Source organism: Sanguibacter gelidistatuariae, assembly GCF_900096585.1.
GTDB classification, from domain to species: domain Bacteria; phylum Actinomycetota; class Actinomycetes; order Actinomycetales; family Cellulomonadaceae; genus Sanguibacter; species Sanguibacter gelidistatuariae.
In genome coordinates, this window is record NZ_FMYH01000001.1 from 1,013,708 (window position 1) to 1,034,159 (window position 20,452).

At 71.6% G+C, this 20,452-nt stretch carries 18 protein-coding genes; 17 read left to right on the forward strand and 1 reads right to left on the reverse strand.

Translation table 11 applies throughout. From position 1 onward, the window contains the following. The first annotated feature begins 9 nt into the window (after positions 1-9). From folP to BLQ50_RS04615, 17 genes are all read left to right on the forward strand, one after another. On the forward strand, positions 10-924 hold the full coding sequence (folP, locus tag BLQ50_RS04530) for a dihydropteroate synthase (protein ID WP_093181488.1): 915 nt from the start codon (positions 10-12) through the stop codon (positions 922-924). Then, entirely contained in the window at positions 921-2,987 is a 2,067-nt protein-coding gene (gene folK / locus BLQ50_RS18970) for a 2-amino-4-hydroxy-6-hydroxymethyldihydropteridine diphosphokinase (RefSeq protein WP_245700879.1), read from the forward strand. The genes folP and folK overlap by 4 nt, the downstream gene beginning before the upstream one ends. Then, the gene (locus BLQ50_RS04545) at positions 2,987-3,469 is read left to right on the forward strand and encodes a DUF3180 domain-containing protein (RefSeq protein WP_093181489.1); all 483 of its coding nucleotides are present in this window, start codon (positions 2,987-2,989) and stop codon (positions 3,467-3,469) included. The genes folK and BLQ50_RS04545 overlap by 1 nt, the downstream gene beginning before the upstream one ends. Before the next feature lie 177 nt (positions 3,470-3,646). Next, positions 3,647-4,186, forward strand: coding sequence for a PH domain-containing protein (locus BLQ50_RS04550; RefSeq protein ID WP_093181729.1), 540 nt, complete (start codon positions 3,647-3,649; stop codon positions 4,184-4,186). A 5-nt stretch (positions 4,187-4,191) separates the two neighbouring features. Beyond that, the gene (locus BLQ50_RS04555) at positions 4,192-5,832 is read left to right on the forward strand and encodes a PH domain-containing protein (RefSeq protein WP_093181731.1); all 1,641 of its coding nucleotides are present in this window, start codon (positions 4,192-4,194) and stop codon (positions 5,830-5,832) included. Then, on the forward strand, positions 5,829-6,779 hold the full coding sequence (locus BLQ50_RS04560; RefSeq protein WP_093181491.1) for a Rossmann-like and DUF2520 domain-containing protein: 951 nt from the start codon (positions 5,829-5,831) through the stop codon (positions 6,777-6,779). Before BLQ50_RS04555 ends, BLQ50_RS04560 begins: the two co-directional genes overlap by 4 nt. Next, positions 6,779-7,816: a pantoate--beta-alanine ligase gene (gene panC, locus BLQ50_RS04565; RefSeq protein WP_093181492.1), complete on the forward strand. Its 1,038-nt coding sequence runs from the start codon at positions 6,779-6,781 to the stop codon at positions 7,814-7,816. The genes BLQ50_RS04560 and panC overlap by 1 nt, the downstream gene beginning before the upstream one ends. Next, positions 7,813-8,337: an aspartate 1-decarboxylase gene (gene panD / locus BLQ50_RS04570; RefSeq protein ID WP_093181497.1), complete on the forward strand. Its 525-nt coding sequence runs from the start codon at positions 7,813-7,815 to the stop codon at positions 8,335-8,337. The genes panC and panD overlap by 4 nt, the downstream gene beginning before the upstream one ends. Further along, positions 8,334-10,052: an L-aspartate oxidase gene (locus BLQ50_RS04575; RefSeq protein WP_093181500.1), complete on the forward strand. Its 1,719-nt coding sequence runs from the start codon at positions 8,334-8,336 to the stop codon at positions 10,050-10,052. Before panD ends, BLQ50_RS04575 begins: the two co-directional genes overlap by 4 nt. A gap of 93 nt (positions 10,053-10,145) precedes the next feature. After that, positions 10,146-11,072, forward strand: a complete 927-nt coding sequence (nadC, locus tag BLQ50_RS04580; protein WP_093181502.1) for a carboxylating nicotinate-nucleotide diphosphorylase — start codon at positions 10,146-10,148, stop codon at positions 11,070-11,072. A gap of 50 nt (positions 11,073-11,122) precedes the next feature. Further along, a complete protein-coding gene (gene lysS, locus BLQ50_RS04585) occupies positions 11,123-12,655 on the forward strand; it encodes a lysine--tRNA ligase (RefSeq protein WP_093181506.1) in 1,533 nt (510 codons plus the stop codon). A gap of 125 nt (positions 12,656-12,780) precedes the next feature. Continuing rightward, complete coding sequence (locus BLQ50_RS04590; protein ID WP_093181508.1) at positions 12,781-12,975, forward strand: hypothetical protein; 195 nt, start codon at positions 12,781-12,783, stop codon at positions 12,973-12,975. 92 nt (positions 12,976-13,067) lie between these two features. After that, positions 13,068-13,397 carry a histone-like nucleoid-structuring protein Lsr2 gene (locus tag BLQ50_RS04595; RefSeq protein WP_093181510.1) on the forward strand — a complete coding sequence of 110 codons (330 nt, stop codon included), beginning with the start codon at positions 13,068-13,070 and terminating at the stop codon, positions 13,395-13,397. A gap of 111 nt (positions 13,398-13,508) precedes the next feature. Next, complete coding sequence (locus BLQ50_RS04600; protein ID WP_093181512.1) at positions 13,509-14,627, forward strand: lactonase family protein; 1,119 nt, start codon at positions 13,509-13,511, stop codon at positions 14,625-14,627. A 165-nt stretch (positions 14,628-14,792) separates the two neighbouring features. Next, positions 14,793-15,710, forward strand: coding sequence for a TIM barrel protein (locus tag BLQ50_RS04605; protein ID WP_093181514.1), 918 nt, complete (start codon positions 14,793-14,795; stop codon positions 15,708-15,710). Next, positions 15,707-16,849, forward strand: a complete 1,143-nt coding sequence (locus tag BLQ50_RS04610; protein WP_175559011.1) for a Gfo/Idh/MocA family protein — start codon at positions 15,707-15,709, stop codon at positions 16,847-16,849. Before BLQ50_RS04605 ends, BLQ50_RS04610 begins: the two co-directional genes overlap by 4 nt. Further along, positions 16,846-17,538 carry an MgtC/SapB family protein gene (locus tag BLQ50_RS04615; protein WP_245700880.1) on the forward strand — a complete coding sequence of 231 codons (693 nt, stop codon included), beginning with the start codon at positions 16,846-16,848 and terminating at the stop codon, positions 17,536-17,538. Before BLQ50_RS04610 ends, BLQ50_RS04615 begins: the two co-directional genes overlap by 4 nt. A gap of 70 nt (positions 17,539-17,608) precedes the next feature. On the opposite strand, the gene BLQ50_RS04620 is transcribed toward BLQ50_RS04615, so the two are convergent. Next, the gene (locus BLQ50_RS04620) at positions 17,609-20,449 is read right to left on the reverse strand and encodes a glycoside hydrolase family 38 N-terminal domain-containing protein (RefSeq protein WP_093181518.1); all 2,841 of its coding nucleotides are present in this window, start codon (positions 20,447-20,449) and stop codon (positions 17,609-17,611) included. Between the last annotated feature and the right edge of the window lie 3 nt (positions 20,450-20,452).

A 20,452-nucleotide genomic window follows, 5' to 3' on the forward strand; every position in this document is an offset into this window, starting at 1 on the left:
CGACCTGACATGCCGTCCGCCATGCCGTTGCCGGAACGCCTCACGGCGGCTCGCCGGACCCTCGTCATGGGGGTCGTCAACGTCACCCCCGACTCCTTCTCCGACGGGGGGGAGTGGTTTGAGCCGTCCGCGGCCATCGCCCACGGCGCGGCGATGCTGGCCGAGGGCGCCGACATCCTCGACGTCGGCGGGGAGTCGACCCGACCGGGCTCAGCGCGCGTCTCGGTCGAGGACGAGCTGGCCCGGGTGATCCCGGTCATCAGCGCGCTGTCTGCGAGCGGCGCCGTCGTCTCCGTGGACACCACCCGGGCCCGCGTCGCCGAGCAGGCGGTCGCGGCGGGAGCGCAGATCATCAACGACGTGTCCGGTGGCCTCGCCGACCCGGGCATGGCGGCCGTCGTCGCGCGGACCGGTGTCGTCTACGTCGTCATGCACTGGCGCGGGCACGCCGACGTGATGAACGACCTCGAGCAGTACGACGACGTCGTCCAGGACGTGCGTGCCGAGCTCGCCGAGCGGGTGGCCGCGCTCGAGGCCGCGGGAGTCGTGCGGTCGCAGATCGTGCTCGACCCTGGTCTGGGGTTCTCCAAGTCGGGCGCGGCGAACTGGCCGTTGCTGGCCCGGCTCGGCGAGATCACCGACCTCGGGCTGCCCGTGCTTGTCGGTGCGTCGCGCAAACGGTTCCTCGGACACCTGCTCGCCGGGGACGACGGCGTACCGGTCCCGCCGCTCGCGCGTGACGGAGCGACCGCTGCAGTGAGTACGCTGGCAGCGACGTCGGGCGCATGGTGTGTCCGGGTGCACGACGTCCCAGGAACGCGCGACGCCGTCCGGGTGGCCCAGGCTTGGCTGGACGCACGCGGCACGCATGCTCCCGAGACCACTGTTGACCGACGACGACCACAGGACAGGAAGACCCCATGAGCACGCTGGCGCAGCGATCGGTTCTTGGCAGCAGCGGCTACCCCCTCGACCAGATCCACATCGCCGGGATCGCTGCCCGCGGCTTTCACGGTGTGCTCGAGAGCGAGCGCAAGGCAGGGCAGGACTTCAGCGCCGACGTCACGCTCTACCTGGACACCCGCGCTGCCGCGCGTGGTGACGACCTCACCGAGACCGTCAACTACGCCACCGTCTCCCAGGACGTCGCCGACATCCTCAGCGGTGAACCGGTCAACCTCATCGAGACGGTCGCCGAGCAGATCGCCGCGGCCGTGCTGGCCCGCCCGGCCGTCATCTCCGTCGACGTCACGGTCCACAAGCCGCAGGCGCCGATCCCGGTGCCCTTCGTCGACGTGGTGGTGAGGATCCACCGTGACCGGATCAACGCGCCGGTTGTCGCCTCGCCGCTGGATGTTGCGGCGCCGGATGTTGCCGCGCCGGCCGACTCGGTCGACGACATCGGAGCGGATGCCGCGGTTGGAGTCGGCGAGACCGAGCCGGAGGCGGCAGCGGTCGTCGAGGAGACCGTCGCGCCGCGGTGGCAGGCGCCGGTCCCGACGTCGACCGCAGCCCTCCCCGTCGTCATCTCGCGCTCGGCGGAGACAAACGGTGAGCCGCTCGACGCTCCTCTCGATGCGCCGTTGGATGCGGCTCTTGCTGCGTGGGCCGCACCCGCGCCTGTTCTCGCGCCCGCGCCTGTTCTCCCGCTCGCGGCGGTCCTCCCGACCGCCGACACATTGCCCGAGCCCGTCGAGGAGCATGCACCCGAGCCCGAGCCCGAGCCCGAGCCCGAGCCCGAGCCCGAGCCCGAGCCCGAGCCCGAGCCCGAGCCCGAGCCCGAGGCCGTCGAGCCTGCCTCGGCCTTCGAGATCGGCGCCACGGCCGTCCTGCCCCCGCTCGACGAGCAGGCGCTTGCCGAGCAGGCGCGACTGTCCGAGCAAGCCCGCCGCCCCGAGGTCTTCGGCATGGTGGACGTGGCCTCCGTGATTCCGACCACCCGGGTCCGGGCGTATGATCCGGCCGCGTTGGGATCCGACGACGTCGCTGACGCACCCGAGCCGATCGCCCCCCGTGAGCCGGTCGCGGTCGACGAGCCGGTCGCCACGCACGAGCAGGCCGTCCCCGACGAGCAGGGCGAGGCGCAGGAGCTCTCCGCCGAGCACGCTGAGCAACCGGTCGAGCCGGTCGCGCCGCTCGAGCCGCTCGAGCCGCTCGAGCCGCTCGAGTCGCTCGACGCAACCGTCGTGCTCACTGCGGTCCCGGCCACAGCCGGAGCTCAAGACTTCTTCACCCGGTCCCCGAGCGTCGAGGGCTCCCAGAACGCCTCCGCGGCCCCGGTGCTCCCCCAGGAACCGTCTCTTGGCGCCGGATCTCCGGACGAGACGACGGTCCTGTCCCGGACCTTCGACCGGATGGACACCCCGCCGGACGAGCCGGTCGAGGTGGTCCTCGCCCTCGGCGCGAATGTCGGCGACGCGCAGGACACCCTGCGCCGTGCGGTCTCCGAGCTGGGCGCCGTCAACGGGCTGACGATCATGGCAGTCGGCCCGCTGGCCCGCACGGCCGCGGTCGGAGGACCCGAGCAGCCGGACTTCCTCAACACGGTTGTCCTCGCGACGACGACGCTCTCCCCACGTGACCTGCTGCATGCCTGCCAGGCCATCGAGGCCGACCACGGACGCGAGCGGCTCGAGCACTGGGGACCGCGGACGCTCGACATCGACCTCATCGCCTTCGGGGCGCTGGTCCACTCGAGCGACGACCTGGAGGTCCCGCACCCTCGCGCCAACGAACGGGCCTTTGTCCTCGCACCGTGGGCGCACATCGCTCCGGACGCGGTCCTGCCCGGCCTGGGCGGCGGTCCGGTCGGCGCGCTGGCCGCGACCGCTCCCGACCGCGACGGGATCCGTTGGCTGGCCCTCGACTGGTTGCACGAGCCCGACACCGCGGCCCAGCCACCCGCCTCGATCACCCCGCAGGGAATGGTCCGGCCCGACACGTCCGGGGTACCGGCCGTCGCCGCACCGCCCGCCCCACCTGTCTGATGAGCCGCACCAAGATCTCCCTGCTCGCCCTCGTGGCTGGTGTCTCGGTGGTGCTCACGTGGGGGATCCTGCTCGTTCTCGAACGTCAGGGAACACACCTCGGTGCGGTGCCCTGGGTCGTCGGGCCGGTGCTCGTGGTGCTCGCCGTCGTCGTGCTGTGGATGGCTCTCGCGGTCCGGGCCTACCAGCGCGGTCGACGCCCCTCCCTGGACGCCCTGCGCGCTGCGCGCACGGCGGCGCTGGCCAAGGCCGCGGCGCTCACCGGTGCGCTGCTGGTCGGCTGGTACGGCGGGCAGCTGTTGCTGACGCTGGGCCGGTTGCAGTTCGAGTCTCAGCAGTCCCGGGCCCTCGCGGCCGGGACTGCGACCTTGTGCGCGATCGTGCTGAGCGTCGTGGGCGTGATCGCCGAACGGTTCTGTCAGCTACCCCCGCCGAGCGAGGGCACGCCGGCCAGGCTCGGTGACGGGGACTCCCGGGGCTGACCGACCGCCCCGACCGACCCGACCGACCGACCCGACCGACCGCCCCGACCGACCGCCCCGACCGACACCCCCGACCGACCGCGCGGGCAGCCACCGCCGGTCTTCCTGGTCGACGACTTGTCGCCGCCCGGCCCGTGGATGCCCGGTGTGTGGATGGTCGGTGGAATGATGAACACCATGACCGAAGAATCAGCGAGCTACCCGCCCCTCTCCGCGTCTGCGCCGACGACGAGCCCCTTCGAGCCCGAGGGGATCGTCTGGCAGGGGGTCTCGGCCCGGTTGGCGACCGCCCGATTCATCATGCTCGGTATCTTCTTCGGCATCCCGCTGGTCACCCTCGTGGTCCTGGCCGTCGCCCTCCCCCCGGCCGCACCGTGGCTGTGGATCGCCGCCGCGGTGGTCGTCGTCGTCACGGCGTGGATCGCCGTGATCATCAAACGACAGGTCCACGCGATCGGCTTCGCCGAGCGCGACGAGGACCTGCTCATCCGCAAGGGCGTCATGTTCCGAAGCCTCGTGGTGGTTCCCTACGGGCGCATGCAGTTCGTCGACGTGACCGCAGGCCCGCTCGCGCGCAAGCTCGGCATCTCCTCCCTCCAGCTGCACACGGCCTCGCCCGGGACCGACGCGACGATCGACGGGCTCGTCCCGAGCGAGGCGGCCCGGTTGCGTGACCGCCTGGCCTCACGCGGCGAGGCCAGGTTGGCCGGGCTGTGAGCGACATGCTTCCGCCGTCCGACGCGCCCTCCCCGCGCTCGGCACCAGTGCCCCCGCCTCCGACCTCACTGAGCAAGGCCACCGGCGTACCGATCCCGGGCTCGTCGGGCCTCACGACCGACGGCTCTGCAGGCCCGGACACCCCGCCGCCCGGCCTCGAGTGGAAGCGCCTGCACCCGGTCACCCCCTTCGTGCGCGGCTGGGCCGTCATCGCTGTCCTGCTCGTGGTCTTCGGCCGGCAGTCGATCGAGAGCGCCCCCGAGGGCGGGATCCCGGTCGACGGTGGAAACTGGTGGATCTTCGCGGTGGGGATCGCGGCGGCGGGCGTCATCGGCGGCGTCTACGCCTGGCTGTCCTGGCGGGTGACCCGCTACGCCTACGACTCCGACGCGGTCTACGTGCACTCCGGGATCCTTTTCCGCCAGCAGCGCAAGGTCCGCCTCGACCGGCTCCAGGCCATCGACATCGTCAAGCCGCTGCTGGCCCGGTTCTTCGGCCTCGCCGAGCTCAAGCTGAGCGTGGCCGGCGGCGGGGACTCCGGTGCCAAGCTCGGCTTCCTGCGCGACGCCGACGCGAACCAGCTGCGCAACGTCCTGCTCGCGCGGGCCGCGGGCCTCGAGGAGGCGCCGGACGGTGAGATCCTCCCTGAGGCCCCTGAGAGCGAGGTGCTCCAGGTCCCCCCTGGCCGCCTCATCGCCTCGCTGCTGCTCTCCGGAGCGGCGATCTTCCTCATCATCTTCGTGGCCGCGACCATCGTGGCGATGATCGTCTCTCGCAGCATCAGCCCGATCGCCACGATCTTCCCCGCCCTCATCGGTGTGGGCGCGTACGTGTTCTCGCGTTTCACCAGCGAGTTCAACTTCACCGGCGCCATCTCCCCGGACGGCATCCGGCTGCGTCACGGGCTGCTCGAGACACGCTCTCAGACCATCCCGCCCGGCCGGGTCCAAGCGATCCGGCTGACCCAGGGTCTGCTCTGGCGCAAGGCCGACTGGTGGCGCGTCGAGGTCAACGTCGCCGGTTACGCCGACTCCTCGGACGGCAACCAGACCGGTACGGTGCTGCTCCCGGTGGGCTCCCGCGACGACGCGCTGCGCGCGCTCTGGCTCGTGCTGCCCGACCTCGGCGTCGACGACCCGCGCCCCTTGCTCGAGGCGGCCCTGAGCGGATCCGGCCCGAGGGAGGAGTTCACGACGAGCCCGCGCAGCGCCCGCTGGGTCGACCCGCTGGCCTGGCAGCGCAACGGCTACCGGGTGACCAGCCGCGGCCTGCTCATCCGCCGCGGTCGGCTGACCCGGCGCCTCGAGGTCGTCCCGCACGAGCGGACCCAGTCGCTGGGGCTCGCCCAGGGACCGATCCAGCGGCGCCTCGGGATCGCGACCTTCGTGCTGCACTCCACCCCAGGCCCCGTCTCGCCCCGGGTACCGCACCTGTCCGACGCCGACGCCGCGCACCTCCTCCACGCCCAGGCCGCCCGCGCCCGCGCCGCCCGCACGCTGGCGGGTCCCGAACGGTGGATGCAGGCACCCGCCCAAGCGGCCGGGCTGGCGCTCGACCGGGCACCGGACGACGAGGCGACCCCGGCCTCAGCACCGGTGCGACTCGACATGCCGGACGAGAACCGACCGACGAAGGACCTCTTGTGACCCAGACCCAGGACAGCCCGGGCGCCCCCCGCAAGCCGGGCCGCCTCGGTGTCGGCATCGTCGGCGCCGGGCGGGTCGGTGCGGTGCTAGGCAGCGCACTGCGCGCGACTGGGCACGCCGTCGTCGGCGCGAGCGGCATCTCTGCGGAATCCCTCGAGCGCATCGACACCCTCCTGCCCGGGGTCCCGGTCCTGGAGGTCCGGGACGTCGTCGAGCGCAGCGAGCTCGCCCTCCTCGCCGTGCCCGACGACGTGTTGCCCGGCCTGGTCGCTGGCCTCGCCGAGCTCGGCGCGTGGCAGCCCGGGCAGCTCGTGGTGCACACCTCGGGTCGCTACGGCACGGATGTGCTCGCCCCGGCCCGGGCTGCCGGCGCCATCCCGCTGGCCATCCACCCCGCGATGACGTTCACCGGCACCTCCCTCGACCTGTCCCGGCTCGAGGGCACGACCTTCGCGGTCACGGCCCCCGGGCCGGTGCAGCCGATCGGCCAGGCGCTCGTCGTCGAGCTGGGCGGGGAGCCGGTCGTGATCGACGAGGCGGACCGCGGGCTCTACCACGCGGGGCTCGCGCACGGTGCGAACCACCTGGTGGTCCTCGTCGCCCAAGCCGCCCAGGCGCTCCAGGTCGCCGGGATCGAGAACCCCGGTCGTGCGCTCGCGCCCCTCCTGCACGCAGCCCTCGACGGGGCGCTACGCGCCGCGGACGGGGTCTCCGACCCGATCCGGACCCTGACCGGTCCGGTGGTCCGTGGCGACGCGGGGACCGTCGCTGAGCACCTCGCGGTGCTCGCCGACCTCGCCGCGCACCGGGACGCGAGCGACACCGTGGAGGGCTATCGCGTGCTCAGCCGCGCCGCGACCGTCCGGGCGCTGGGCGTCGGGCGGATCAAGGACTCCCAGGCCCAGGCGCTGCTCGACGTGCTCAACGACCCCCAGACGGAGATCTGATGGTCACCCACCACGCCCAACCCCTCGTCGTCACGACCCGAGCCCACCTGGCCCGAGCCCTCGCCCCGAACCCCCCAACCAGTTCCGCTGAGTGCGGCCGAACGGCTGCCCAAACCGGACACGAGGCGGCCGTTCGCCCGCACTCAGCGGACGGTTCGGCTGGCCGTTCGGTGGATAACTCATCCGACAACTCAGTGGACGGTTCCGGCAAGGCGGCACGGGCCGTCGTCATGACGATGGGGGCGCTGCACGCCGGGCACCTCGAGCTTGTCCGCGAGGCGGGCCGGCTCGCCGACCAGGTCGTCGTGACCATCTTCGTCAACCCCCTGCAGTTCGGCCCCGGCGAGGACTACGAGCGCTACCCGCGCACCCTCGACGCCGACGTCGCCCTGCTGGCCACGGCCGGCGCGGACGTCGTCTTCGCCCCGACGCGTGAGGAGATGTACCCGGGCGGTGACCCGATCGTGAGCGTCACCTCGGGGCGGATCGGCACGGTTCTGGAAGGGAAGTCCCGCCCGGGGCACTTCGACGGTGTGCTCACCGTCGTGCTCAAGCTCCTCCATCTCACCGCCCCCGACGTGGCCGTCTTCGGCGAGAAGGACGCCCAGCAGCTGCTGGCCATCACCCGGACGGTCGCCGACCTCAACGTCCCCGTCGTCGTCCACGGCGTGCCGATCGTGCGCGACGACGACGGCCTCGCCTTGTCCTCGCGCAACGCCTACCTCTCCGCGGCCGATCGCGCCCACGCCCTCGCGCTCTCCGGCGCGCTGCTCGCCGGGCGCGAGGCAGCGGCGTCGGGCAGGGACGCGGCCGCGGTGCGCGCGGCCGCGGAGGGAATGCTCGCCGCGACCCCCGGCGTTGTAGTGGATTATCTGGCGCTCGTGGACCCGACTACGGTTGAGGATGTTCCCCAGACCTACGTCGGTCCGGCCCTGCTGCTCGTGGCGGCCAGGGTGGGGGCCACACGACTGATCGACAACATGGCGGTGGAGCTGCTCGCGGCTCCCCGGCCCGCCAACCCAGGAGGCACCCAGTGACGTCCTTGCAGCGTCCGATGATGATCGGCAAGATCCACCGCGCGACCGTGACGCAGGCGGATCTGCACTACGTCGGCTCGGTCACGATCGACGCGACCCTGCTCGACGCGGCGGACCTGTACCCCGGGCAGCAGGTCGACATCGTCGACGTGACCAACGGCTCCCGCCTGACGACGTACGTCATCCCGGGCGAAGCCGGTTCCGGGCAGATCTGCATCAACGGGGCCGCGGCGCACCTGGTGCACCCCGGTGACACCGTCATCATCATCGCCTACGGCATGATGGCCGACGTCGAGGCCCGCCACTACCTCCCGCACGTCGTCTTCGTCGACAAGTCCAACGCGATCGTCGAGGTGTCGGGTGAACCCGGGCTCGTCCCGACCGGCTACGACCTCGAGGCCAGCGGCCTGCCCATCGCCCCCTTCCAGGCGCTTGCCGCCCCACAGGCGCTTGCCGCCCCACAGGCGCTTGCCGCCCCACAGGCGCTTGCCGCCCCACAGGCGCTCGGCGCCGACGCGTGAGCGCGCCGGTCACCCTCGTCACGACCCTCGCGGCCCCCGAGCCGGGGTGGACCGCCGAGGCCGACGTGATCGTCGTCGGCTCCGGGATCGCCGGGCTGACTGCCGCTCTTGAGCTGCGCTCCCGGGTGCCCCGGGTGCTCCTGGTCACCAAGGGCGAGCTGGCCTCGGGGTCGACCGTGTGGGCGCAGGGCGGCATCGCCGCAGCGCTCGCCCCGAGCGACTCCCCGGCCGCGCACCTGGAGGACACGCTCGTCGCCGGCGCAGGGGTCTGCGACCCCCGTGCCGTGGAGGTGCTCGTCACCGAGGGCCCCGCGCGGGTCCGTGAGCTCGTCGCGCTCGGCGCGCACTTCGACACCGACGGCGGCGGAGAGATGTCGCTGACCCGCGAGGGCGGCCACCACGCGGACCGCATCGCCCACGCGGGCGGGGACGCGACCGGCGCGGAGATCTCCCGGGCCCTCGTCGCCCAGCTCGAGGCCGTCCGCAACGACCCCGGCATCGAGATCATCGAGCACGCCCTGGTGATCGACCTGCTCACGAGCGAGGGACCGGTCACCCCGCTCACGCCCGACGGCGACCGCCGCGCGGTCTGCGGGGTCACCCTGCACGTGCGCGGGGCGGGCAGCCGAGACGGCGTCGGGGCCGCCCGGGCGCGCGCCGTCGTGCTCGCGACCGGTGGCATCGGGCAGATCTACGTGTCGTCGACGAACCCGCCCCAGGCCACCGGCGACGGCATCGCCGCCGCGCTGCGGGCCGGCGCCCCGCTCGGCGACCTCGAATTCGTCCAGTTCCACCCGACCGTGCTGTGGCTGGGCAGCGGCGCCCGCGGGCAGCTGACGCTCATCTCCGAGGCGGTCCGCGGGGAGGGCGCCTACCTCATCGACACCGACGGGCACCGCTTCATGCCCGCCGTCCACGAGATGGCCGAGCTCGCCCCACGGGACGTCGTCGCGCACGCGATCGTGCGGCAGATGGCCAAGACCGGCTCGGACCACGTCTTCCTCGACGCCCGGCACCTGGGCGCGGACTTCCTGCGCAAGCGGTTCCCGACGATCACCGAGCGGCTGCTCGCCCAGGGCTTCGACATCACCGAGGAGCCGGTCCCGGTCGCACCGGCCCAGCACTACCACTCGGGCGGGGTCATCACGAATCTGGACGGGCGCAGCGGGGTGCGCGGGCTGTACGCGATCGGGGAGGTCGCGTGCACAGGCGTGCACGGGGCGAACCGGCTCGCGTCCAACTCGCTCCTGGAGGGCCTCGTCTTCGCCCACCGGGCTGCCGAGGACATCGCCGCCCGGATGGCGGCGGGGGAGCTGCCGCTCAAGGAGCCGGTCACCCGGACTGGGCCGACGGGGCTGGTCATGGCCGCCACGCGATCCCGGATCCAACGCGTGACGACCGACGGGTCGGGGGTGCTGCGCTCGGCGGAGACCCTCGCCCTCGCCGCACGCAAGCTTGCCGCGGTACGCACCGATGCCAACCTTCCCGAGGCGATCGCGGGCGACCTCAGCGCCCAGCCGCAGACCGCGGAGTGGGAGACGAGCAACGTCCACCAGGTCGCCTCGGTCCTGACGGCCGCAGCCGCCCTGCGCACGGAGAGCCGGGGTGGGCACTTCCGCACCGACTTCCCGGCCCCGGACCCCTCCTGGGAATGCCGGGTGGTCGTCCAGCTGGACGACGACGGCACCCTGACCGTCACCGCCCCGAATCGCTGAGTGCGGTCGAACGGCTGCCTCGCGTCCGATTTGGGCAGCCATTCGACCGCACTCAGCGAGGGGCAGGTAGCGAGGGGCAGGTAAGTTGGGCGGGTGACTTCGACCTCGCCCTCCGCCACGTCCACCGCTGATCTCGCCTCCGGGCTCGACCCGGCGTGGGTCACCGACGCGGTGAGACGCACCCTCGACGAGGACCTTGGCGGCTACCCGGGACGTGACGTGACGAGCCAGGCGACGATCGCCGCGTCGTCGGGCGCGATGGCCCACCTGATGGCCCGTGCGGACGGCGTGGTCGCCGGCCTGGCCGTCGTCCAAGAGACGGTGACGCAGGTCAGCGACCGTTTTGGGCTTGCGCCCGTCACAGTCGTCCTCGACGTGGCCGACGGCGCGAGGGTCACCGCCGGCCAGCGCCTCGCCGTCCTTACCGGCCCGGTCCAGGCGATCCTTATTGCCGAGCGCTCCCTGCTCAACCTGGCCAGCCGCGCCTCCGGGGTCGCCACGGCGACCCGCGCGTGGGCGGACCGGCTCGCCGGAACCGGCGCGATGGTCCTGGACACCCGCAAGACCACCCCCGGGCTGCGCGCGCTGGAGAAGTTCGCGGTCCGCGCAGGTGGCGGGACCAACAAGCGCATGGGCCTCTACGACGTCGCGATGGTCAAGGACAATCACGTCGTCGCTGCCGGGTCGGTCGCGGGCGCGATCGAGGCCGTCGCCGCGGCCTTCCCGGGCGTGCTTGTCCAGGTCGAGGCGGACACCCAGGCCCAGGCCCTCGAGGCCATCGGTGCGGGCGCCCGCTTCCTCCTGCTGGACAACATGGCGACGCCGGTGCTCGCGGCCACGGTCGCCGCCGTCCGCGCACTCGAGGCGGAGGTCGGCCCGGTCGAGCTCGAGGCGACCGGGAACCTCACCCTGGACCGCGCCGCCGAGGTGGCCGGCACCGGGGTCGACTATCTCTCCGTCGGCGCGCTCACCCACTCCGCGCCGATCCTTGACCTGGCGCTCGACCTCGTGTCGCGCTGATCGGGACGCGCGCCGTCCATTCTTCGTGGACGCGCGTCTAAGATTGGCGAGTGACTTCTGAGCAGACCGCAGCCCCCACGCAACCCACCCCCGCCACCGGTGACGAAGACCTTCCCGAGCAGCTGAGGGTGCGCCGGGAGAAGCGCGACCGGCTGCTCCAGCGCGGTGAGGAGGCCTACCCGGTCTCGGTGCCCCGTACGCACACGATCGCCCAGGTCCGGGAGCAGTACGCCCACCTCGCCCAGGGCGAGGAGACCGACGACCTGGTCGGCGTCGCCGGCCGCGTCGTCTTCCTGCGCAACTCCGGCAAGCTGTGCTTCGTCTCCCTGCAGGACGGCGAGGGCAACCGGCTGCAGATCATGCTTAGCCTCGCGGTCGTGGGGGAGGAGTCCCTCGCGGCCTTCAAGGCGGACGTCGACCTCGGTGACCACCTCTTCGCCCACGGCCGCGTGATCAGCTCCAAGCGTGGGGAGCTGAGCGTCTTCGCCGACTCCTGGCAGATCGCCGCGAAGGCCCTGCGTCCACTACCGACCCTGCACAAGGACCTGTCCGAGGAGGCCCGCGTCCGCCAGCGGTACGTCGACCTCATCGCCCGCCCGGCCGCCCGCGACGCCGCCCGCATGCGCGCCGGGGTCGTCCGGTCGCTGCGTGACAATCTCCACCGTCGCGCGTACATGGAGATCGAGACACCGATGCTCCAGACGATTCACGGTGGGGCCGCCGCGCGACCATTCACCACCCATATGAATGCATTCGATATGGACCTCTACCTACGGATTGCTCCCGAGCTGTTCCTCAAGCGGGCCGTCGTCGGAGGAATCGAGCGAGTCTTCGAGATCAACCGAAACTTCCGCAATGAGGGCGCCGACTCGACGCACTCACCGGAGTTCGCAATGCTCGAGGCCTACGAGGCCTACGGCGACTACAACACGATGGCCGCGCTCACGAAGGACCTCATTCAGACGGCCGCCGAAGAAGTTCTCGAGACGACCGTCGTCACGTTGCCGGACGGTTCGGAATACGACCTCGGCGGGGAATGGGCCGAGTTGACGATGTACGGCTCGTTGTCGGAGGCCCTCGGTGAGGAGATCACCCCCGAGACGACCGTTGCGGAGCTCCTCGTTCATGCGGAACGTGCCGAGATCTCGATGGATCCCACGCGGGTCAGCCACGGAAAGCTCGTCGAGGAGCTCTGGGAGCACCACGTCGGAGATGCTCTTTACGCGCCGACCTTTGTCCGTGATTTCCCGGTCGAGACAAGCCCGTTGACGCGCGACCACCGTTCGGTCCGCGGGCAGGTCGAGAAGTGGGATCTGTACGTCCGCGGCTTCGAGCTGGCGACCGCCTATTCCGAGCTTGTGGACCCGGTGATCCAGCGTCAGCGTTTTGAGGCGCAGGCGCTGCTGGCCGCGGCCGGCGACGCCGAGGCGATGGCGCTTGACGAGGACTTCCTCACAGCGATGGAGTACGCCATGCCGCCGAGCGGCGGGATGGGCATGGGCCTGGACCGTCTGCTGATGGCTATGACCGGTCTGGGGATCCGCGAGACGATCCTGTTCCCGCTGGTCAAGCCGCAGCGCTGACGGCAGCGCTGACGGCAGTGGGCCAGCCCGGGCGAACGGACTGGTGCTGATCGTGGCGCACGGCCCACGGGCCGTGCGCCATTTGCATGGTGGGAGTTCTCAGGTGCGGGTCGTAGAGTGGACGCGTGAATACGTTCTGGACTGCCGTCGCTGCGCTGGTGCCCTCGATCGGTGTGGGTGCCATCTTCTACTTCGCGATGCGCTTTGTGGTGCGCGCCGACCGGAACGAACGTGCCAACCTCGCCGAGCTGGACCGCCTCGATGCGCAGGCGCGCGAGGGCCGCTCGGAGACCCCGACGGGAACTGCGACCACCGCTTAATCGACTCGCTAAATCTCTGAGCATTTGACGCCCATTGATTTAGGGTGTGATGATTGCCTCTCGACGATCTACGAAATTGTGAGGTGTCCACAGTGGCTCAGAAGGTTCAGGTCATTCTTATCGATGACCTCGATGGTGGAAGTGCTGACGAGACCGTCACGTTCGCTCTGGACGGCGTCTCCTACGAAATCGATCTCTCGACGGAGAATGCGGCAGCCCTGCGTGACTCCCTCGCGACGTGGGTCGGTCACGCTCGGAAGATCGGCCGTTCTCCCGCCGCCCGCCCGGTGCGTCGCGCAGGCCGTTCTGGTGGGTCCGACGCGAACGCGATTCGTGAATGGGCTCGCGCGAACGGTATCGCCGTGAGCGAGCGTGGACGTATCTCCGCAGGGACCAAGGCGGCATACGAGGCCGCTCACTGAGAGCTGCTCAGCCGGACGAGTGGGTGATGAGTCCTCGGACTCGTCACCCACTCGTGCGTGTAGTGACTTTCTTCCCGCCGGCGTCGGTCCCCGATCTATAGAGGTGTTGTTGTGCAACGGTTGATCATCGGTACATATCCCGTCGGCGAGACCGCAGGCTCGGGCGAAGGCCTCTGGGAGGTTTACCTCGACCAGGCCTCCGGCACGCTGACCGGGGCACGCCTGCTCGTGGAGACGCCGTCACCGTCCTTCGTCGCGCTCCACCCGGACGGCGGGACCGTGTTCGCGGTCGCCGAGCTGGACGAGGGACGCGTGACCGCGTTCGCGCTCACCGGTGACGCCCTCGAGGAGCGGGAGAGCCGCCCGACGCGCGGGGTGCACCCCTGCCACGTGGTGGCGCGGGAGCGTGTCCTGTGGGTCGCGAACTACAGCTCGGGCACCTTCACAGTGCTTGGGCTCGACGCCGACGGAGCCTTCACCGACGAGGTCGCCTCGTTCGGGCATGCCGGGTCGGGGCCCGACGCGAGCCGCCAGGAAGGACCGCACGCCCACTACTGCCTGTCCGCGCCGAACGGGGACGATGCGTGGGTGGTCGACCTGGGGACCGACGAGATCCGCCGGTACACGACCGACGAGATCCGTCGGTACACGACCGCCGCCGGGACGGACGGGACTGCCGGGGCCGGTGCCGCCGTCCCGCTCGACGGGATCGCCGCGGCCGGCATCGCCGCGCGGCTGCCCGCCGGAGCCGGCCCGCGCCACGCGGTGGCGCACCCGAGCGGGACGGTCTTCGTCGTCGGTGAGCTGGACTCGCGGGTGCACCTGCTGCGCACCGACCCAACCGCGGTGGACGCTTGGGAGGCCTACGCCTCGCTCCCCGCCTGCGTGACCGCGGACCCGGGGACCGGGTCCTACCCCTCGCACATCGCGCTCAGCGCCGACGGCTCGCGGTTGTACGTCGCGGTCCGCGGGCCGGACGTGCTCTCGACCTTCGCGGTCACGGCCGACGGCACGTCGATCACCCACCTCGCCGACACCCCGATCGGTGGGGTGTGGCCGCGCCACTTCGCCGTTGTGACCGGAGACGCCGGTCACGACGGTGACCTCGTGGTCGTGGCGAACCAGAACTCCTCCAACCTCGCGGTTCTCCGCATCGACCCCGTCACCGGAGTCGGCGAGATCGCCGACCATCTCGACCTGCCGGCTCCTGCCTGCGTGCTGCCGGTCTGAGTCGACCAGCCAGCACGAGCGCCCGGCCGACTCTGCGAGCATGTCAGGACATATGCTTGACCTGATGCCCCGTAGGGGGCATGCTCGGAGCCTGGTCAGGCGCGCCTGCCAGCATCTGGTCTGCAAAGGTGCGCACCGATGGGCGGCGATGAGAGGTGACGATCGATGACGAGCGAGATCTGGGTTGCAGACGCCCCGGTGAACTATGGAGTCTTCGAGCTGGGCGCAGACAAGGGCGGGAAGACTCCCGACGGTGAAGAGTGCGCGGCCTTCGTCGCCCAGGCCGGGTACGAGGGCATCGATCTGGGCCCGAGCGGATTCCTCGGCCGCGGTGGTGACTTCCAGGACCGGCTGCGACGACATGGCCTCGCCCTCGCCGGGGGGTGGCTCGACTACCCGTTCCGCAGCAACGAGGACTTCCGGGCGGCTGTCGGGAACCTCGACGACAGGATCGCCAACTTCCTCGAGGGGGCGGAGGTGAACCCGGACCGCCCGCCACGACCGACCCTTGCCTGCTCGGGCTCACCCGTGCGGCAGGCCAACCCGGGCGGCGCCGCGCCCGGGATCGGGCTCACGGACGAGGAGTGGAAGGTGTTCGCCGAGAATCTCCAGCACGTTGTCGACCGCTTCCGCGCCGCCGGCCTCGAACCGACCTTCCACCACCACGTCTGCACGTACGTCGAGACCCCCGAGGAGATCGACCGGCTCCTCGCCCTCACCGACGTCGGGCTGTGCCTGGACACCGGGCACCTCATCCTCGGCGGCGGTGACCCGCTCACGGCCCTGCGGGCCTGGGGGGACCGGATCAACCACATCCACCTCAAGGACGCCGACAAGTCTGCGCTCGACGCGGTCGTCAAGGGGCGCGGGGACATGCGAGCAGCCTGGGCCGGGAACGTGTTCGTTCCCATGGGGACCGGCGACTTCCGGACAGCCGATTTCATGCCCGATCTGCTCGCCTCGGACTACCGGGGCTGGGCGCTCGTCGAGCAGGATTACATCCCGGCTCCGGAGGACCCCTTCGACACGGCCTTCCGGGCGCAGAAGGCCAACCGTGAGGCGCTGCGCAGGTGGCTCCCGTGAGCAAGCCGACCGCCGCCCCGCTGCGCCTGGGCGTCGTCGGCCTGGGCGGGATCGCGCAGACCGCGCACCTGCCGCTGCTGCGTCGCCGCTGGGACCTCTTCGACGTCACGGCGATCGCTGACCTCTCCCGGCAGCGACGGGACATGGTCGGAGCCGGCCTGGGCATTCCCCAGGAGCGTCGCCATAGCGACCTGGTCTCCATGCTCGACGCCGGCCCGATAGACGGCGTCGTGCTGCTCACCGGCGGCTCGCACGGACCCGAGACCCTCGAGTGCGTGCGTCGCGGGATCCCCGTCCTGTGCGAGAAGCCGCTCGCCTTCACCCTCGCCGAGGCGGACGCGATCGCGACGGCCGAGGCCGAGCAAGGCCGCCCGCTCGTCCTGGTCGGGTACATGAAGGAGTACGACGACGCCGTCGTCCAGGCGCGCTCGGCGATCCCCGCTACGGGCATCAGGGCAGTCGACGTCGAGGTCCTGCATCCCGCCGACGGTGCCCAGCTGGCTTTCGCCAACCTGCTGCCCGCCCCCTCCGACGTCGACCCCGTGACGCTCGCAGCGCTCACGGACCGGACGGCGCTCGTCGTCGACGCGGCCGTGGGCGTCGCGGCACCGGCGATGCTGCGGACCCTCTACACGAACGTGCTGCTGGGCTCGATCGTCCACGACGTGTCGCTGCTCCGGCACCTGCTCGGCGGCATCGAAGACATCGACGGCGCGCGGCACTGGCCGCCGGACGTGATGCCCGGATCGGTCGAGGTGTCCGGGAGCATCGCGGGCGGTGCCCGCCTGCACATCGGGTGGCACTTCATCCCCGGCTACCCGGCCTACCGGGAGACCGTGACGATCCACCACGGGACCGGAAGCGTCCAGCTCGTCTTCGGGGTCCCGTACGTGCTCAACCTGCCGACCGAGCTCACGGTCGTGAGCGCCACGGGCACGGGCGAGGAACGGGCCGTGTCGCGCGCGTCGACGGAGGCCTTCGAGAACGAGCTCGTGGCCTTCCATGCGATGGTCGTGGATGGTACCGCCCCACGGTCGGGAGTCGCCCACGGGCGGGCCGACATCGCCACGGCACAGCTGATGGCCCACGCCCTCGCGCAGTCGGCAGGTGTGGAGCTCGGTGGGGAGTGTTCCCCTTGATTCTCACGCAGGCGTCACCGGAGTGGATGCAGGGAGTCTGCCTGCTCATTGCCCTTCTGCTGTCGGCGCTGATCGGCCTCGACCGCAAGATCCGCCACAAGCAGGCGGGCTTGCGGACCCATACCCTCGTCGGGCTTGGCGCGGCGCTGTTCATGGTCGTCTCCAAGTACGCCTTCGACGACGTCCTCCAGGTCGATCTGGTCCGCCTCGATCCCTCGCGTGTGGCGGCCCAGATCGTCTCGGGCGTTGGTTTCATCGGCGCGGGGCTCGTCTTCGTCCGGCGCAACCAGGTCCGCGGTCTGACGACCGCCGCCTCCATCTGGCTCACGGCAGCGGTCGGGACGGCCGCGGGGGGCGGGCTGGTCTACCACGCGATCTTTGTGACCGCGGCGTACTTCGCGGTCATCCACGGATACCCGCTGCTCTCGCGACTGCTCGGGAAGACATACGGGAGCCGGATCACAGTCAAGGTGCGCTACCGCGACGGCGCCGGCGTGCTCCGGCGAGTCATCTCGGAGTGCACGGCGAGCGGCTTCGTCGTGCACGAGTTCAACGTCGAGGAACCCGCCGGTGCCAGCGACACCGTCGAGGTCGAGCTCCAGCTCGTCGGCAGCGCCGAGCAGCCGGCGCTCGTGAGCTCACTCTCCGAGATCGACGACGTCCTCGGGGTCGAGATCGACGAGGACTGAGTCCCCACACCCGCGAAGGCCCAGGACCGCTCCCCGAAGGAGAAGATCCTGGGCTGTCTTCGTGCGGCGCCTAGGAGACGGGAGAGGCGTGGGGCGCTCGGACCGTGACGATCTCCCACGGGGTGATCGTCACGGTGCCCTCGACCGGCTCGTCGCCGCGGCCACGGAGATCGGTGCGGCGGGTGCCTGCACCGAGGGAGAGCGCGACCTGCGCGCGATCCGGTGTGAGCGCCACGACGCGCGCCTCGATCTCGCCGCCGCGCGAGCCGTCACCGCGCCCGCTGTCGCGTGGCACGGGCCGCAGGCTCGTGAGGACGACGACGTCGGAGTCGATCTGCGGCCCGGTCCCGTCCGCCGGCAGCGGACCGCCGAGCGGCGCGGAACCGCGGACGGCGAGGCCCGGGTGCCGGAACGTCTCCGCCTGCCGGGGAGCGCCGGCCGCGAGCCACGAGGGATCTCCCGCGGACGGCAGCACCGCGAGCCGCGTGGTCACCGATCGCCCGATGTACTGGGCGCCGGGCACGGGGATCTGAGAGCCGGCCGGCTCGTCGCGCAGCGGGTGCACGTTGACGCTCATGAGGCCGACAGCACGGACGAGGGTGAAGGCGAGATCGGCCGAGCCGTCGGTGTCGACGAGCTCGAACTCCATGACGCGGTCCGTGAGGACGGACACCGAACCGGCCGAGGCGAACGTCTCCGCTGGGAACGTCGGCAGCGGGTACTCGCCCCAGCCAGCCTCGCCGAGCCGGCCTCGTTCGGTCACTGTGAAGGCGGAGGACGCCCACGAGGTGGCCGGTGACCCGACTGCCGCGGTCGGGACGTGCAGCCGCAGCCGGTGGTCGGGGACCGGGTTGACGACGGTCGTGGCGAGCCGGACGAACGGCTCACCGGCTCGTAGCTCGACCTCGGTGGTCACCGTCATCGGAACGGTCCGGGGGGAGCGCTCGTCGTGGTCCTCGGCCAGTCCGGCCGGGACGTCGAGCACGCGGTCGTAGCGCAGGACGGCCCGTATCGGTCCGGTGTGCGCCACGGTGATGTCGCTCGCGGCGAGCGGGTGCGCCGTGTCGACGACGCCTCCGCGGGCGCAGGGACCGAAGTTGTAGGAGTCGCCGCGGTCGCCCTCGTCGACGAGCCGCCCGACGCCGTCGAGCACCGTTCCGTCCGCCCCTTCGACCCGCAGCGTGCCGTCGGGTTGCACGGTCACGGTCACCAGCGGTGACGTGAGCTGCGGCCAGCCGTTGGCCGCGCGGCCGACCTCGACGTCGCCGGCTGAGCTCTGCGACCGACCGGGGTCCGCCCCGGCAGGTGTGTGGCCCAGGTGCACGCTCGTGTGGCCGAGCGCGGGGACCGGCACCTCGACGAGCACCCGGCGGCGCGGCCGGGCGATGGTCCGCACCGCCCACGGCCCGGCCTGCTCCATGGCCTGCAGGATCTCGGCCCGCAGCTCCGACACGTCGAACGCGTCCGTCTCGGGTACCTCGGCGACGATGAACTCGAGGGTGTCCTCCCCCCAGGTGTAGCTCTCGACGAGCTGCCCGAACAGCTCCCGGCCGTGCACCCGGGCCAGCAGCCGGATCAGGTCCGACGAGGCCAAGGTCTCGTCGCCGAGCACGGTCTCGAGGTCCTCGAACGGCTGCACCACGAGCGGCGTGCCGTCTGAGGCGGTGGCCGTGACCTGGTCGGAGGCATGCCGGAGCGCGACCTCGGCCTCGACCTGGACGGTGCGCGCGGCCGGCAGGGTGTTGGCGACCAGCAGCGCGTCGGCCGGGACGTCCTGGGCGAGCCGGGCCAGGACCCGGTCACGGACCGCCCGTGCCACGTGCCTCGCGCCGGCCAGCCGGGACTCGACCTGCTCGGCCGTGTCGTCGACGCCGCAGCCGGTCACGGAGTCGTGCGCCGTCGACTCGATGATGCGCCGCCAGGCGAGGGCGAGGAAGGTGTCGTGGTCCTCGTCCGACCACAGCGCGCTCAGGCGTTCCGCCTGCGTCACCATGAGCTCGGCACGGGCCATCGCCTCCTTGATGCCGGTGCGGATGGAGAAGACACCTGGCAGCAGGTTCCCGCGGGCGTGCGATCGCAGCTCACCCGTGTGCACCGCCAGGTCCGGTCCGGGAACTGGCAGGCCCGCCAGGTACTCCCACAGCGTGGCGACCGTGAACTGGAAGTCGGGGTTCTCGGCATTGTGCTGGCGTACGAGGTCCATCAGGTCCGGGCGGGGGCTCGTGTGGTCTGACCCGACGAGACCGAGGACGGGCTCGTCGTCGTACCAGGACGCGGTGCGCTCGCGGTACTCGTGGGCCAGCCCGGTCAGCTTCCCGTCGACGGCGAACAGGTCGAGCGCGCTGGCATAGCCGTCGAAGAGGTTCTCGAAGCGCACGGTCGACCCGTCCGGGGCCTGCCAACGGAAGGCGTGCTTGTCGACGGCGGCGGGAACTCCGCGCCAGCCTGCCGCGTGCTCGATCCCGAAGCGGCGCAGGATCTGAGGCATCTGAGCCGTGTGGCCGAACATGTCGGGGAGATAGCCGACCGGCATCGGGGTCCCCAGCTCGGCGGCCGTGCGCCAGCCGAGCTCGAGGTTGCGGACGATCGTCTCGCCCGAGCACAGGAACTCGTCGAGCAGGATGTACCAGGGTCCGACTGCGAGCCGACCCTCGCTGGCCAGGAGCTCGAGGTCGGCGCGGCGCTCGGGCCGCATCTCGAGGAAGTCGACCGCGGCTGCAGCCTGGCCGTCGAGGGTGAAGCGGAAGTCAGGGTCGGCCAGGGCCGTGTCGAGGATCGACCCGAGGACATGGGCGAGGCGGAGCCGGAAGACGTCGAAGGGCTCGTACCACTCGCGATCCCAGTGCGTGTGCGGGACGAGGACGATCTCGGGGGCGGCGGGGCCTGCTGGGTCGCGCGGTGCGGTGCTCATCGA